We start from the raw sequence: 15,910 nt of genomic DNA, 5'->3' as shown, positions 1-15,910 counted from the left end.
TATGTATTCTAAAAGAAAGAAAAATAATATTGACTATATCAATAAAAATGCTGATTAATACAAGTTAAAATTAATATCTAGCATTAAAAAAATATCATGTTTGTGTATAATATTCATACGATCATATTTCTTAATAAATAAAATTCATAATATAAAAATATTATAAAGTAGACGTATATTAATTTGGATATCGTAAAAATGTCTAAAGAACAGAAGAATAGTTTCAGTTTACACAAAACTGAACTTGATGACGCAGCGCTTTTTTATCACCAACATCCACAACCTGGAAAATTGGAAATTCAAGCAACAACGCCACTCGATAATCAATATGACTTGTCTCTCGCCTATTCTCCAGGTGTAGCTGCACCATGTCTTGCAATTCATAAAGATCCAAATCTTGCTGCTCAATACACTTCCCGTTCTAATTTAGTCGCCGTTGTATCAAATGGAAGCGCCGTTCTTGGATTAGGCAATATCGGCCCACTCGCCTCAAAACCGGTTATGGAAGGAAAGGCCGTTTTGTTCAAAAAGTTTGCGAATATCGATGTTTTCGATATTGAAGTTAATGCACCCAATGTTGAAAAAATGATAGAAACCGTGTCTGCCTTGGAACCTACATTTGGTGGCGTTAATCTTGAAGATATTAAAGCACCTGAATGCTTTGAAATTGAAGAAAAACTTCGTTCCAAAATGAATATTCCGGTTTTTCATGATGACCAACATGGAACCGCTATCATTGTTTCTGCCGCTGTATTAAATGCGTTGAAGCTCGCCGGGAAAAAACTTGAAAACGCAAAAATAGTTGTTTCAGGAGCAGGTGCAGCAGCTTTAGCTTGTATTAGTCTTTTAGTCCAACTTGGAGCAAAAATTGAAAATATCTGGCTTAGCGATTTAGAAGGGGTTGTCTACGAAGGAAGAACGACACTTATGGATCGCTGGAAAGTCGCTTATGCGCAAAAAACTGATGCACGAACTTTATCTGAAATTATTGATAATGCGGATATTTTTTTAGGTGTTTCAGCGGGTGGTGTTCTAAAACCTGAATACCTGAAAAAAATGGCTCCGAATCCATTAATTTTAGCACTAGCCAACCCGACGCCCGAGATTATGCCAGAAAAAGCGCGTGCCGCACGGCCTGACGCGATGATTTGCACAGGACGTTCTGATTATCCTAACCAGGTTAACAATGTCCTTTGTTTTCCTTACATCTTTCGTGGCGCACTAGATGTTGGCGCAACCGAAATCAATGAACAAATGAAGATAGCCGCGGTTTATGCTATTTCCTCCCTCGCCCGTGAAGAATCTTCTGACGTCGCAGCACGCGCATACTCCAAGGAGCCACCAATTTTTGGACCAGATTATCTTATTCCTTCCCCTTTTGACCCACGCTTAATACTGCGAATTGCCCCAGCTGTTGCCAAAGCTGCGATGGAAACGGGTGTCGCAATCCGACCGATAAAAGATATGGAAGCATATCATGATATCCTTAACAGATTCGTATTCCGCTCTGGCCTGACTATGAAACCTGTTTTTGCAGCCGCAAAAATAGCAAAGCGCAAACGCGTGATTTATGCCAACGGTAACGACGAACGTATACTCCGTGCAGCACAAACTGTTCTCGAAGAACAAACTGCTGTTCCCCTCATTATTGGTCGCCGAAACATAGTGGAAGAAAAGTTAAATCGTCTCGGTTTAAAGATTCGCCCCAATATAGATTTTGAGCTCATCGATCCAGAAAGTAATCCGCATTTTCACGATTATGTTAAGTTATTTCTCCATCATACAGAGAAGCGTAGCATTCCACAAAGTGTCGCAGAAAACATTGTAAGAACTTCAACAACGGCGCTTTCTGCCCTTGCGATAATACGTGGAGAAGCTGATGCAGTAATCTGTGGTTTAGAAGAAAATTTTGAACGAAATTTTGAGTTAATTGAACAGATTATTGGACTTGACCCAAACGTTAGCCGCTTTTTTTCTATCAGTTTGCTCGTCTCTTCGAATCGAACTATTTTCTTTACAGATACTTACGTCAACGAGGATCCTTCTGCTGAAGAAATAGCTGAAATGACAGCATTGGCAATCAAAGAAATCAAAGTATTCGGCATCACGCCAAAGGTTGCTTTACTATCACATTCAAGTTTCGGTCACAAAAACACAAGAAATACATGCAAAATGCGCCGCGCAGCCGAAATTCTTACAAAATTACATCCAAATTTGGATGCTAATTGGGAAGCACATGGTAGTAGCCTACTTTCCAAAATTTCAGGCAACCCCTCCTCTTCTGCTTCAAACCTCGAATGCGCAGCTGACTTATTCGTCTTTCCGACGCTCGATGCAGCCAGCATTGCGCTCAATCTTGTTAAAAATTTAGCGAACGCGCTTCATATCGGCCCTATCTTAATTGGAGCCGCACACCCAGCGTATATACTAACACCTTCAGTAACTTCTCGGGGAGTTGTTAACATGACAGCCCTCGCGGTCCTTGCTGCAAACAGAAAGTAATCCTGAAAAGAAGAATAAGTTAACCATAAAAGAAAAACCGGAATTCCTCTCAAAATCTTGAAGAAAAGTGTTTCTGAGCGTAGAGTTGCTTATTACCGAAAATAATAGCTGTACTTCAGATTAAGTCTTTTTTTGTTTGAAAAAAAAGACTAAAAGAGTGGCGTTAAGGTGCATTTAAAACTTACAGTCCTATAACCATAATAAGGAATCGTACATTGTCCTCTACATTTGATAAAGTTGCTGATATTATCGCAGAAATTAGCGAAATTGATCGCAGTATGATCACCTCTGAAAGCCATACAATTGACGATTTAGGAATCGACAGTCTTGATTTTCTTGATATTGTTTTTGCCATTGACAAAGCTTTTGGGATTAAAATCCCACTGGAGCAGTGGACGCAAGAAGTTAACGAAGGAACGGTTGCAACAGAAGAATATTTTGTTCTCAAGAATCTTTGCGCAAAAATTGATGAGCTCGTTGCTTTGAAGCAAGAAGGGTGATTTTTTTCTTATGCCTGATCAAGCTGTATTCATTACGGGTATAGGATTGGTAAGTTCTCTGGGTGAAGGAATAGATCACCATTGGAGCGTCTTGAATGATCCTACAGTCACACCGAATATCGATTACGAGTCTTTTTACCCTTACCCTGTCCATAAATTGGTCGAGGTCGACTGGAGTTTGCAGATTCCGAAACGAAGTGATCAACGGCAGATGGGGACATGGCAGCGTCTCGGAACTTATGCAGCAGGCCTTGCTCTTGATGACGCGGGCATAAAAGATAACAGGCAATTAACATCGACAATGGATATGATTATTGCCGCGAGCGGAGGAGAACGTGATATTGCTGTTGATACACAAATTCTCTCCCGAGCACGCGCAACCTCCGATCGTGCTTCCATGCTGAATTCAGCCCTCTCCAGCGAACTTCGCCCTACCCTGTTTCTAGCACAACTTTCAAACCTTTTAGCTGGAAATATTTCAATTGTTCATAAAATAACTGGATCTTCTCGTACCTTCATGGGAGAGGAAGGCTGCGGGCTCTCTGCTATTCAAATTGCTGCAGCCCGTATTAGATCTGGACAAAGTACGCACGCATTGGTGGGAAGCTCTTACAATGCACAAAGCTACGATATGTTGCTGGCACATGAGCTTGGGGGACTCTTGACACGCAATGGATGGGCACCGGTGTGGGACCGTAAACATTATCCTGGTGGCGGTCTCATAACCGGCTCTGGTGGTGTTTTTTTAGTTCTCGAAAATGGAAAACACGCTAAAGAGCGTAATGCACGTATTTACGCCGAAATCAGCCAAGTTATCACAGACCAAACAGATAGAAAAAAAATTTCGCTTAAAAAATCGATTGCGACGATGTTGGAAACGATGAAGGCAAGGGCTGCTTTGGCTATTTCAGCCGCTTCGGGTTCTCATGAAGAAACAAAAGCAGAACAAATCGCCCTTGACGATGCGGATATGCTTTATCGCGGTATTACAACGCTATTTGGCTATATGCGGGAAGCACAGTTTCTCTTAGCACTTGCAATTGCTGCTATTACTATCGAAAAAAGACGCTGTTTCCCAACATTAAGTACCCACGAAAAACACCACACTAAAGAAGTGCACGAAGCATTTGTTACTGCTTTCGGTATAAAAAGAGCTGAAGGTATAGTACGCTTAACCGCTGTTTAAGGGAAATTTTGGCAGTGAAATATAACGATCATCTCGGACGTCCATTTGTTGCGATAACTGGAACAGGAGTTGTAACATCGTTGGGGCAAGGCAAGTATGAAAATTGGAAAAAGTTAATAAATGGTGTCAGCGGCATCCATAAAATAACGCGCTTTCCCGTTGAAGGATTGAGTACGCGTATTGCAGGGACTATTGATTTCCTTAAAGAAAGTTCGCTTGGTGCCTCAGTTCTTTCTGAAAAACTCGCTGACCTTGCAGCAAAAGAAGCTCTGGAACAGGCAGTTCTCAATGAAGAAAGTTTTGATGGACCGTTATTTTTAGCAGCTCCCCCCATTGAGCTTGAGTGGGAATCGCGCTTTTCCCTCAGTCAGGAAGGAGGATTCGACAATGAACCTTCCTATGAGCAGATTCTTGAAGTTTGTAGAAATAAACTCCATGAAACGTTATTCGAAACCACACAATTTGGCGCAATCGCGGAAAAACTTCAAAAGAAATTCGGAACGAAGGGAATTCCAGTAACACTGTCAACAGCTTGTGCATCCGGTGCAACAGCAATTCAACTGGGTGTTGAAGCTATTCGACGAGGAGAAACAAATCGTGCACTTACGATTGCCACCGATGGTTCCGTTTCAGCAGAATCTCTCATCCGTTTTTCGTTACTATCCGCCCTTTCAACCCAAAACGATCCTGCAGAAAAAGCGGCAAAGCCATTTAGTTATGATCGAGATGGTTTTGTTATGGCAGAAGGATCGGGCGCTCTCGTTCTTGAATCTCTAAAAAGCGCATTAGATCGCGGTGCAACGATTTTGGGAATTTTGGCAGGTTGCGGAGAAACAGCAGATGACTTTCATCGTACACGTTCAAAACCAGATGCATCGCCAGCAATCGAATCTGTCCGCAAAGCCTTAAATGACGCAAAAATGGACATCAATGAAATTGACTACATCAATGCACATGGAACCTCAACACCTGAAAACGAAAAAATGGAATATCTTGCACTGTCAACAGTCTTTGGTAGTGTCCTGGAACATATTCCGATCTCTTCGAATAAATCAATGATCGGGCACACACTAACTGCTGCAGGAGCTATAGAAGCTATCTTTTCTCTTCTAACTATTCAGTCGGGAATTCTTCCTCCCACAATCAATTATGATAACCCCGACCCCGCTATTCCCCTGGACGTTGTCCCCAACTGTAGCCGAAAAGCCCATGTTAACGCGGTTTTATCAAACTCTTTTGGATTTGGTGGTCAAAATACTAGTCTTGTTATTACGGCATATAAAGGATAAACAATCTCTGTAATAATTAAACTGAATAATGCCTAAGTTGATAGCATAGATACAAAAGGAACGATAATGCGCGCGCTGCAACTATTCAATGAACGCCGACTTGAAATTACCGATATTCCTCCTCCTCCACCGCCGAACCCAGATGAAGTGACGGTACGTATAAGAGCCGTTGCCCTTAACCACATTGATGTATGGGGATGGCGTGGCATGGCTTTCGCTAAAAGGAAAATGCCACTAATAATTGGTGCTGAAGCTTCAGGTGAGATCGTTCAATTAGGAGCTAACATTAATAGTCTACAGCTTGGGCAACTTGTTTCAATTTACGGCGCACGAACCTGCGGAAAATGCAAAGCCTGTAATGAAGGACGTGATAATCTTTGCGATGACGTAAAGGGCATTTACGGTTTTCATTGCGATGGTTTTGCGTGTGAGCTCGTCAATTTACCAGCACGTCTGTTAGTTCCAGCTCCCTCCCAATGCGATAAACTGCAAGCAGCTGTTGCTCCAATTACTTTTGGTACCGTAGAACATATGCTCTTCGATAATGCAAAACTGCAAGCCGGAGAAACAATACTGATACACGCAGGAGGCTCTGGCATTGGCTCAGCAGCTATTCAACTCGCAAAACATACGGGCTGCAGAATTATTACTACCGTAGGATCAGACGATAAAATTGCAAAGGCAAAATCTCTTGGAGCCGATCATGTCATTAATTATCGTAAAGATCGTTTCGAAGGTGTTGTGCGCAAATTAACCCAAAAAAAAGGTGTTGATGTTGTCTTTGAACATGTGGGAGTTGATACATGGAATGGTTCTATATTGTGTATGAAACGGGGAGCACGATTGGTAACTTGTGGTTCTACATCTGGTATTTCGGTTTCTATGAATTTAATGCAGTTGTTCCAGCAGCAGCTTAAAATACTCGGTTCATTTGGATGTCGTATGCAAAATATGCAAAATGCCATGCAAAAAATGGCACAAAAAATTACACACCCTGTCATTGATACACTCGTTGGATTTGATAAAATTGATATAGCTTTAAAGCGAATGGAAGCGCGTGACATTTTTGGTAAAATTATTCTTGAAATCGACTAATTCATGATGAAGTCTTATATTAAATTTTTTTTGTATCGTACTCAAATTATAGGAAAAAACTTATCTTATTGGTTATGGGGATATCCTTTAATCTGTACTTTATCTATTCTAAAATACATTCCCATTAACGTTGGATTTTCTTTTTTTCCGTGGCTAGCAAAAACAATTGGTCCTTTTACAAATCGTCATAAAATCACACTCGCAAATCTTAAGGCCGCATATCCGGAAAAAACAGAACAAGAACTTCGCGCAATCGCAATAGAGATGTGGGAAAATATAGGGCAATCCTTAGCTGAATACGTTTTTCTTGATAAGATTTTTGACTTTGACCCAAATTCCGATAAGCCGGGGCTCATCGAGGTTAGCGGCATAGAAATATTTAAACGGTTGAGAAATGAAAAAAAACCGCACATCTTTTTTACGGCCCACACTGGAAACTTTGAGCTCCTTCCGATATGCGCACAAAGTTTTGGCCTTGATATTACAGTACTATTCAGACCGCCCAATAATCCCTATATTGCAAAACAAATCCTTAAAGCTCGGCAAACTTCCATGGGGCACCTTGTGCCATCTAAAGCAGGCGCAGCTTGGGCATTAGCGGCTAAATTAGCAAAAGGTAAAAATATTGGGGCTCTCGTTGATCAAAAATTCCGCCGAGGTGTCTTAGGTACATTTTTTAATAAACCGCTTAGGACCAATCCTCTAGTTATAAAACTTGCCCGTCAATATGGGTGTGATATTTATCCAGCACGCTGTATTCGTTTAGCTGGAGGGCGCCATCGTTTAGAATTATATGAACGGGTAGAACTTCCACGTAATAAAAAAAATGAAATTGATATAGCCGCTTCTACTCAAAAGCTAAATGATATAGTTGAATCTTGGGTCCGAGAACATCCTGGTCAATGGATGTGGTTGCACAGACGCTGGGATAGTTGACATGTCCAACATTTACAGAAAGGTATAAATTTTAACATCGAGAGATATCAATGAGCTAGCCACAATTGTTGCGGAGTTACGAAATCGTGATAGCGGCCGCATTCGGGATATAAAGCCGACATTTGAGTCCCTCATACCCTATCTCTGTGAAAAAGTTTCAAGGTTCATTGGTGCCATCGAACAAAGAAACCGAATAGATATTTATGATGAGCTCAGCAATCCTCTTTTGTAAGAAGTCTATCACACCACCACCGCGGAAAAAGGAGCAAGTTCTACTCTCGAAAACGTCGTTTGTGTAATTATAACTATAAAAAGAATATTTCGCTGCTATCCTCACATTTATCAAAATGCAGAATAAAAGAACGTAGTTTTGTAAAAAACGAATGAAAAAATATAAATACAAAGACAGAACAAGCCGAAAAAAGAATAATGCGAAGGTAAAAACTTACAAACTAATTCCACAATGAGTACTCTTGGAAAAATAAAAAATATCCGGCCAGTAAATAAGGTACTGGCTCTACTGAAGACCTCTACTGAAAAAGATTTTAATCGCCATAAAGATAACAAAATTTCTGCAAAAACCAAAAAAGACTCAGCGAAATGAGAAACTCTATCTAAAACAAAGGGATAGCGGACATCGGAGAAAAATTTTGCGATCTCTATTCGCTTCACTGTGTTTTTCGCACCATCTGAATATTGATTTACGAAAACCAACTAAACGCACCAAATACAAAACTCCGCAGTCACCATCGCTGTATTGAAGGGAAGTTTGCACACTCAACAAAAAGCCCCTTTACGACTCACTCTTAGACGAAATAGAAGAACTCTGGAACAATGCTAAGGACACAGAACAAGAAAAATATCAGAGCTTTTTATTCTCAAAGTAAACCCGCTCACCTACTGAACACAACTTCATTAAAATAACTCAACTCCGACTGAGTTTTATTCAACTACTCCCGCGAAGCAGGACGAAGTTCTACAGACTCACCACATCCACATGCTGAAATTTGGTTGGGATTGTTGAATACAAAGCCAGAACGGAGTGTTGTTACTTCATAATCCATTTGTGTTCCCAATAAAAATAATACCGCATCGCGTGCTACAAAAACACGAGCACCATCAATTTCAACAACATCTGCATCAGGGATCTTTTCTTGTACAAGAGAAATTGTGTACTCCATCCCCGCACATCCACCTTTTTTGATACCAACAAGGATACCAAACGCATTTTTCGCATCCATTATACTTTTCACGCGACCCACTGCAGCTTCTGTCAAATTGATCACTGAAAAACGACGGCCCATTCATCTACTCTTTTCTTATTAAATAAACACCTTGAAGAAAATTTTACTGAAATACTTCTCTTACCTTGTTCATCAGAGATATAACAAAAAATATACACCGAAAAACTTTTGTCTTTTTTAAAAAACAAAAAAACACAACAGCCTAGCTCCGCTATTATGTAACCGCCAAAATTCCTACTTTATATTTCTCATGTTACACACCTATTACCACAAACGAAACACTCGTCCTTCCAACATATACAAATCAGCAAAACGCACATGCATACTCTCTATAAAACCGACAATGAACGAAAAGCCGAACACCTCAGTTACTCCCCTTAGTCTGAAAAAAAACATAAAAACACGAGATACTGCTTTTATTTTTATAAGCCACTTTAAAAATAGCAAGTTTTTTTAGACTCTATCCCGCCTATTTTTCTTGCCTTTAAAGAGATACTCGTTTAGTCATTCTATACCATTCGGAGCGTAGCGCAGCCTGGTAGCGCACTTGACTGGGGGTCAAGGGGTCGTGGGTTCAAATCCCGCCGCTCCGACCATCTTTAGGTAGTGCTCTGAGTTCGTCTTCAGCTTTATCGTAGATCATTAATTTCTCGGTAATCTAGCGCTAGACTGTGCAACAGTCCGCCCTTCCAGAGCCACCTCCTAGATTTTTGGAAAATTCCTCTTCTCTATTTTTGTTTCCATGGTTTTTTAATTTCCTACTGCAGGAATTTTATCCAAGAGAACACTTATCCAGTGGAAAAGCCATATGACAGCAAAAAACAACAATTAACTCCCCTATATCTCCTCTCATTTTTCACTTAATACAAAATTCACGTACAACTACATTGTTGAATTAAATCATTATTCTCCGATATACGCATGAAATGTACGCATAAAATTTTCAAAATTTATTTGACTTTCCGAACGTCTAATAATACATGGTGACGTCTATATCTTGGAATTTGTAAGGTGGTTTCTACTCTACTTTGAACAAAGAATAGAAAAAACGCGAGACAGGAATCTCGCGTTGCTTCGCTCCTAAAAAATTCGTTATATGATTTCTAAGATTCTGAACCAGCCTTACATATATTATGATCGCCACCATCTTTTGCAGGAGGCAATGATGGCTGCACGGCTATTTTTCTCGGTTTGAGTTCAGCCGGCATTTCTCTTTTAAGCTGAATGTGAAGAAGACCATCGCCGAGCTCTGCCCCAATCACCTTAACGTGATCAGCCAAATGAAAACGTCGCTCAAAAGCACGAGAAGCTATACCTCTATAAAGAAACTCCCGTCCTTCATCTTCATTTTCAGGCGCCCTTTCTCCCTTAATAATCAGCTGATTGCAATGCGTTTCTATATCAATCTCATCCTGAGAAAAACCAGCAACAGCCATAGAAATTCTGTAAGAATCCTCGGACAAGCGCTCGATGTTATACGGCGGATAAGAAGAAACATCATCAGGATGCGTTCTGGAATCAAACCAGTTTAAAAGATGATCAAAACCCACTGTTGAACGATAAAATGGCGAAAAATCTACTTGACGCATAATACTGCCCTCCTTTAGAGCGACTATAATTGACTCACAATGTTCCCGAATGGCAAACCTGCCTGTGAACCCGCAGCCCCATTGTGGCGACTACGCACTCTATTTGGTGATTGTACTTTTCTATTTCAACTTCTTCCTTTAATTAAGAAGCGTAACTGTTTCTTAATCCTTCATTATCATTACATTAATGTAAGCTCTTTCTTCGCCTAACTTCGCATTAAACTGCAAAATACACCATAAAGGACACCAGTTGCAAATACCCTGCTATTCCACAAACTTGGATTCTCGCTTTATTCATATCCGTAGCGGACACCTTAAAACAGATATTGATAGCGAAATCCATTTTATAATAACACACCCTAAAATAGGAAAACCCAAAGGAACAGTCGTTATTCTTAAAAGCTATACAAATAGTATGGAGGAATATTTTTTATCAATAAATGAAATATCTAAACGCGGTTTTTGTACAGCAATATTTGACTGTTTTAATAAAGCAGTACCACAACGCACCACTGTAAAAAAAAGACGGTATAAAAACTTTGATATTCAAAATAATATTAAGGAGTTAAATTATTTTTTTAAGAATATTGCTTATCCGATTTGTCAATCGCCTTATTACGTGCTTTCTCACGGCATAGGCGGACTGACAGCACTCAATGGGCTAAGTTTGATCAATCATAAGTTCAGCAAAATGCTTTGCGTCTCTCCCACTTTTGCTCCATTCGGAAATAAAACGGATAGCTTCCAGCATAAATTGACACAGTTTTTCTGTAATACAGGCTTAGGATTCTTACCAGTGATAGGTGTAAAAAAAATAAAACGAAAAAACATACCGCTCGTTAATGAAGAATCTGCGTCCCCTTATCTTCTTACGTCCCCTCCGACATCCCGATGGATGGCGTCAGTACTCAATGCAATCGGTACCGCAAAAAAAAACATACTTAGCGGACAGTTACAAACTCCAACTATGTTCGTTCTTGCCAGTCAAAACAATATAACAAACAATATCGAAATACGAGAATTATGCCAACATACACGCATAGCGGACAGCATCACAATCATCGGTGCTGATCTTAATACAATTATAAACAAAGAATATTATAGGAAACAACTTTTAGCTGCATTTAACGCATTTATCCTTTGTGAATAACAATGATAGAAGTTATTTTAGTATAGTATATAATGTATTAAATATTATACCATGCAACAAAAATTGAACATTATAAATTTTATTGTTAATAATACTGATACATATATGTGTATAAATACAATATATAAACTGTAATTTTAAGCATAACGAGATAATATATTAATCCTTCAGCCTCTTCAAATTGCCACATTCTGAGATGAGTATAATCGAAAGAATCGTTCAGTTGTTTTAAAAAAATAGACAAAAATACAGTCTTCTGATAACCGGAGCGGGAATATGTACATCGTGATTCTTTCTTTTCGAGCAACATAAACGTTCCTAATTTAATAAAGTTTAAATCAATACACAGTACCATCGGTAAGAATACAGGAATTAACCATTTTTCCATTCATTTTGATTATTGAGCATTTTATCGATTTTTTTATAAATGTTCTGTATTGTGCAGATCGATGTAGAAAAACTCTGAAAATGAAGCGATTGGAACATAACCATGAAACGAATCTTGCTCGCAGAAGATGATAATGATATGCGTCGCTTTTTAGCAAAAGCTTTAGAACGTGCAGGCTATGAAGTTGCTGATTTTGACAATGGTGTAAGTGCGTATAAGCGTCTGCAAGAAGAGCCATTTTCTCTTCTACTAACAGATATCATAATGCCAGAAATGGACGGAATTGAATTAGCGCGTCGTGCTACCGAAATTGACCCCGATTTACGAGTGATGTTTATCACAGGATTCGCAGCGGTTGCACTGAATTCGAATAATGATGCTCCTCCTAATGCAAAAGTACTTTCCAAACCATTCCACTTACGCGAACTAGTTCACGAAGTCGAAAAAATACTCATAGCAGCTTGAGGGATGACTTTTGTGGTTTATTCATGCTTAATTAAGTATAAAGCAAATTAGATATTGACGTCTGCGTTTCTATGTGGTGTATGCCCACTATTGAACGGGCGTGTAGCTCAGCGGGAGAGCACTACGTTGACATCGTAGGGGTCACAGGTTCAATCCCTGTCACGCCCACCACTGGTGTTTTTATTGCGTGTAGCTTATTGATTTTGTTTTCTTTTTTAAAAGTGAGGGATACATAAATAAAGGTGAGGGAATAGGATTTTCGAACATGTCTTTATAAAGTATGCTTTTTACAGAATAATGTGAGCATATAAACTGAATTCCTTTAGACAAAAACAAATATGCTCCCTGATTCTAGTACGACTTTTAATTTTTCGTTATCCACTGCTTTAGATGTATGAGAATGTTATCTAACGCCTCTATGAGGTGTGAAAATTCAAGAATAAATAAAAAGATAATGAGTGCGATCCATTTCATAAAGCGAAACATCATTTTTACACTTTGGTAAGTAACTATTATTTCTTGCAGCATTTCTTTTTCTGCATCTGTAAGCTCTGTGTACTTTTCAACTTTTCTTTTAACCATATCTCCATCCACACAAATGTTCGCCCTATTTGTTATGCTTTAAGATGTCTCTTGCTAAGCTTGAACTTATTACGTTGAGGTCTTTACAATCCAAATAGATTGGCATCCAACCAACACAGGCAGAACGTTCATTCGTCACGCACCCAATGAGAAAGTTCAGCACGCACAGCACCATCACTTTTCTTGTTAACTTCATTATTCACCTCAAGTCGTGTTGTCGCCGTTTCTAAAGCTTTCTTTGTTTACTTTTGTTGCTCCGCGTTTTTTCCAAGGGAGAAAGCTTTCACTAAAGCCATAAAAAAAGCAGCGAAAGCTGCCATAATAAGTAAAAAGTTTTTCTTCATAGACCAAATCATAGATGTTGCTCACGAAAACGTTTGGCTACAAACATAATACCGATACAGGCAGCTACAATCATAATGGCCGCAAAAGCCCATTGAACTGGACCATTGCCCGCTAATAATCCCCCAAGCCCTGAAAAAGAACCTATAATTGGTGCAAGGGCTTCTATTTTGAAAAGACTTGTTGATTCTTTTATTGCCACTCTTTGGTAATTAGAAGCAACATAAGCTCCCCCCGCCCATAAACCAGCTTCTGCTGCTCGACGGTTGACAAGACCTTGAAGACGCTTCCCACCGGATTTAACCCATTTCTGTAATTCCGATGGGACAGCTTCATAATCACCCTGATTGAGCTTTTTGAGTAATGTTGAATTGCAAAACGCTGTTGTCCCTACATTATAACAAAAGGAAACAAGAGCACCAAACTGCTCGTCACTTAAAATCACACAAACCGCTTTTTCTATAGCTTGTTCATATTGCCGCAAATCCGTTAAAAGCACGGTCTCGGCTTTTTTTTCTGTAATCACCACACCCTCAACGACCTTTGGCTTACCAGCTTTTTCAGTGTGACCATAACCAATAGTCCAAATGCCAGAGACATCTTGATAAGCGTGTAGTCGCAAGCCTTCCCCTTCTTCACGCAATGTTGGAATAAGAGTTTGCCAAGCCGTTTCTGTAACAGGTTCTGCCTCATCCACCCAACAGAGCAAAATACGACCCATCGATTTAATACTTGCTATATTACGATCAAGCCCTAAAAATTGAAAAGATATACGACCATCAAGCGACTTAATCGAAGACTCTCCAACCTTGTAATAGTCCTTTAAAAAGTCATGAGCTTCAATGGCGCGTTTAATCTCTTCCAAAGAACTCTCAGCAAGTGAATTCTGAAACTGACGAGCACAAACTATAGTCCCTGATATCCCTCCCATACCAAACTGATAACCTTTTAATGCCGCCATAAGGGAAAATGATCTCGTCTTTCCAGATCCTCTCCCACCCCAAGCTGCACGCACCGCCGCTTTACCTGTAAAAATAGGGATAAGCTTTGGTACAATCTTAATCTGTCTGGTTATCATCTACTAAAGGGGCGATTTCCACACGCCCTATCATCTTTATCGCCCCACCATCTTTTCCCGTCACTTGAAGAGGTAAAATCTTCCCTAACAGTGACAGATAAGCAGCTGGGCATTTGAGCGCTTGCTTTTCGAGGTAAGAGATCAAACCATCATCGCCATATCTCTCCCCCGCTCTCTCAGCAGCTTTAATCACCGCTTCTTTAAGAATACGCGTTGTCTTATTCGGAACACCTTTTACCCGCCCTTGACCAGCCTTGGGGGGCTTTCTTTTTGCGGGTTGTTCAATCGTTGTTTGCATGGATATTTCCTTTTGTGAAAAGGATAACAAAAAACCCCGCAAATGCAGGGCTTCAACAATAAAAAATACGTCAATTTCTAAAAAGGAGTATAGGTTCGCTGCAATTTTAGACACAACTACACTAGTACAGCGACGTCATTAAATACGATCTTTAAAATCATGTCAACACAAAAAATCTAAATATTGTATTTTTATATAAATTTGGTATCTAAAATAAGGATTAAAGTATATTTTACCTTAATCTTTATACACATTTTTTCTGTGTCCGACAGCTAAAACTAATACCACAAGTTCTTTGTCACAAAGATCGCATAATATCCTATAATTTCCTACACGATACCTCCACAAACCCGACAATTGTCCCCTTAAAGGTTTACCCACAGCACGCACATCCTCAAGAAGAGCAATATGCTTATCTAAAAAATCTACAATTCGACGTGCTTCCTTTTTATCACATTTTTTTAAAAAATTGAGGGCTTTCTTTTCGTATCTAATCGTCCAAGCCAAGCTCTTTCCTTACGTCTTCAGAACTGTAAAAAGTCGCATCTCCATTTTGAATACGCTCTCTTACTTTAGAAGCCAAATAGTAATCCTCCGCCTCTTCTATTCCACGTTCAATAATTTCCCGCAAATAAAAAGACCTTGTGCGTCCTGTCTTAGTCGCTAAATCGTTTAAACGTGTCTCAAGATCACTTGGCAATCGAATAGATATCGTCATAACGCAATCCTTATATTTGTATTCACTGTAATACAAATATAACACATTGTACAGAAAAACGTTTCACTGCATCACACTTTTTATTTTTTTTCAGCAAAATGCTGGCACAATACATTAAGAACAATCCGTAATGAAGGCACAAGATATGGCAATGATTGATCTTCAATTACAACATATTGCAGCGCAGCAAGCAAATTATGTTGACGATGTAAACATTGAGCTTCTGTGATAACATCTTTCACAGCTAAAAACTGTTCTGTTGCCATTTTCACCCATTTATCCCTTGCGTCATCATCAGAGGATGAAGGCATTTCATTATAAACCGCTCCAGATAAGCCTTTTGCACATAAATAGTCGTTTCTGATTTGCAAATATCGTTGTGCGGCATCGTACTGATCTTGACTAAGCTCACCTTGCAAATACAAGCGCCCAATATATGTGCCAGAAAGAGGATTTTTTGCCTCTTCCACAGTTAAACCAAAATGCTTAGCACGCATTTCAATTGTTAATTTATTAGCAGGCTCTCGAGGCGTTTTTGCCCGTGAAAC

At 39.5% G+C, this 15,910-nt stretch carries 16 protein-coding genes, 2 tRNA genes and 2 pseudogenes; 10 read left to right on the top strand and 10 right to left on the bottom strand.

The genetic code is table 11. The features are described 5' to 3' along the window. The first annotated feature begins 198 nt into the window (after window positions 1–198). The 6 genes from WCP75_RS04815 to WCP75_RS04790 all read left to right on the top strand — a co-directional run bounded on the left by WCP75_RS04815 (window position 199) and on the right by WCP75_RS04790 (window position 7,508). The gene (locus tag WCP75_RS04815; protein ID WP_336277111.1) at window positions 199–2,502 is read left to right on the top strand and encodes an NADP-dependent malic enzyme; all 2,304 of its coding nucleotides are present in this window, start codon (window positions 199–201) and stop codon (window positions 2,500–2,502) included. Between the two features lie 215 nt (window positions 2,503–2,717). Further along, entirely contained in the window at window positions 2,718–3,002 is a 285-nt protein-coding gene (locus WCP75_RS04810) for an acyl carrier protein (protein ID WP_336277110.1), read from the top strand. Between the two features lie 10 nt (window positions 3,003–3,012). Next, window positions 3,013–4,188, top strand: coding sequence for a beta-ketoacyl-ACP synthase (locus WCP75_RS04805; RefSeq protein ID WP_336277109.1), 1,176 nt, complete (start codon window positions 3,013–3,015; stop codon window positions 4,186–4,188). A 14-nt stretch (window positions 4,189–4,202) separates the two neighbouring features. Further along, window positions 4,203–5,477: a beta-ketoacyl-ACP synthase gene (locus WCP75_RS04800; RefSeq protein WP_336277113.1), complete on the top strand. Its 1,275-nt coding sequence runs from the start codon at window positions 4,203–4,205 to the stop codon at window positions 5,475–5,477. A gap of 66 nt (window positions 5,478–5,543) precedes the next feature. Beyond that, window positions 5,544–6,572, top strand: a complete 1,029-nt coding sequence (locus tag WCP75_RS04795; RefSeq protein WP_336277108.1) for a zinc-binding dehydrogenase — start codon at window positions 5,544–5,546, stop codon at window positions 6,570–6,572. Window positions 6,573–6,578: 6 nt separating this feature from the next. Next, entirely contained in the window at window positions 6,579–7,508 is a 930-nt protein-coding gene (locus WCP75_RS04790) for a lipid A biosynthesis lauroyl acyltransferase (RefSeq protein ID WP_336277112.1), read from the top strand. A gap of 950 nt (window positions 7,509–8,458) precedes the next feature. Here WCP75_RS04790 and WCP75_RS04785 read toward each other — a convergent pair. After that, entirely contained in the window at window positions 8,459–8,812 is a 354-nt protein-coding gene (locus WCP75_RS04785; RefSeq protein WP_336277107.1) for an iron-sulfur cluster assembly accessory protein, read from the bottom strand. A 459-nt stretch (window positions 8,813–9,271) separates the two neighbouring features. On the opposite strand from WCP75_RS04785, the gene WCP75_RS04780 reads away from it, so the two are divergent. Beyond that, a tRNA-Pro gene (locus WCP75_RS04780) sits at window positions 9,272–9,348 on the top strand. Between the two features lie 507 nt (window positions 9,349–9,855). On the opposite strand, the gene WCP75_RS04775 is transcribed toward WCP75_RS04780, so the two are convergent. Further along, a complete protein-coding gene (locus tag WCP75_RS04775; RefSeq protein WP_336277106.1) occupies window positions 9,856–10,341 on the bottom strand; it encodes an Hsp20 family protein in 486 nt (161 codons plus the stop codon). A 250-nt stretch (window positions 10,342–10,591) separates the two neighbouring features. On the opposite strand from WCP75_RS04775, the gene WCP75_RS04770 reads away from it, so the two are divergent. From WCP75_RS04770 to WCP75_RS04760, 3 genes are all read left to right on the top strand, one after another. Then, window positions 10,592–11,491, top strand: coding sequence for a serine aminopeptidase domain-containing protein (locus WCP75_RS04770; RefSeq protein ID WP_336277105.1), 900 nt, complete (start codon window positions 10,592–10,594; stop codon window positions 11,489–11,491). A 490-nt stretch (window positions 11,492–11,981) separates the two neighbouring features. Next, a complete protein-coding gene (gene cpdR / locus WCP75_RS04765; protein ID WP_336277104.1) occupies window positions 11,982–12,344 on the top strand; it encodes a cell cycle two-component system response regulator CpdR in 363 nt (120 codons plus the stop codon). A 96-nt stretch (window positions 12,345–12,440) separates the two neighbouring features. After that, window positions 12,441–12,515: transfer RNA gene (locus tag WCP75_RS04760), tRNA-Val, on the top strand. A 192-nt stretch (window positions 12,516–12,707) separates the two neighbouring features. Here WCP75_RS04760 and WCP75_RS04755 read toward each other — a convergent pair. The 8 genes and pseudogenes from WCP75_RS04755 to WCP75_RS04725 all read right to left on the bottom strand — a co-directional run. Continuing rightward, window positions 12,708–12,926, bottom strand: coding sequence for a hypothetical protein (locus tag WCP75_RS04755; RefSeq protein ID WP_336277103.1), 219 nt, complete (start codon window positions 12,924–12,926; stop codon window positions 12,708–12,710). Between the two features lie 128 nt (window positions 12,927–13,054). Continuing rightward, window positions 13,055–13,282: pseudogene (locus WCP75_RS04750) on the bottom strand (hypothetical protein). Then, on the bottom strand, window positions 13,279–13,911 hold the full coding sequence (gene bgtA / locus WCP75_RS05040) for a gene transfer agent endolysin BgtA (protein ID WP_442894950.1): 633 nt from the start codon (window positions 13,909–13,911) through the stop codon (window positions 13,279–13,281). The pseudogene WCP75_RS04750 and the gene bgtA overlap by 4 nt, the downstream one beginning before the upstream one ends. Then, window positions 13,891–14,346 (bottom strand): annotated as a pseudogene (locus tag WCP75_RS05035) (phage terminase large subunit); the annotation flags it as partial. The pseudogene WCP75_RS05035 and the gene bgtA, both read right to left, overlap by 21 nt. Then, the gene (locus WCP75_RS04740; RefSeq protein ID WP_336277101.1) at window positions 14,327–14,644 is read right to left on the bottom strand and encodes a hypothetical protein; all 318 of its coding nucleotides are present in this window, start codon (window positions 14,642–14,644) and stop codon (window positions 14,327–14,329) included. The gene WCP75_RS04740 and the pseudogene WCP75_RS05035, both read right to left, overlap by 20 nt. A gap of 237 nt (window positions 14,645–14,881) precedes the next feature. Next, window positions 14,882–15,151 carry a type II toxin-antitoxin system RelE family toxin gene (locus tag WCP75_RS04735; protein WP_336277100.1) on the bottom strand — a complete coding sequence of 90 codons (270 nt, stop codon included), beginning with the start codon at window positions 15,149–15,151 and terminating at the stop codon, window positions 14,882–14,884. After that, window positions 15,135–15,362: a type II toxin-antitoxin system RelB family antitoxin gene (gene relB / locus WCP75_RS04730; RefSeq protein ID WP_336277099.1), complete on the bottom strand. Its 228-nt coding sequence runs from the start codon at window positions 15,360–15,362 to the stop codon at window positions 15,135–15,137. The genes WCP75_RS04735 and relB overlap by 17 nt, the downstream gene beginning before the upstream one ends. Window positions 15,363–15,442: 80 nt before the next feature. Then, a partial coding sequence (locus WCP75_RS04725; RefSeq protein WP_336277098.1) for a hypothetical protein occupies window positions 15,443–15,910 on the bottom strand: 468 nt, incomplete at its 5' end.

Source organism: Bartonella numerosa (genome assembly GCF_037070845.1).
Lineage (GTDB): Bacteria > Pseudomonadota > Alphaproteobacteria > Rhizobiales > Rhizobiaceae > Bartonella.
This window is presented reverse-complemented; position numbering and strand designations above follow the sequence as displayed.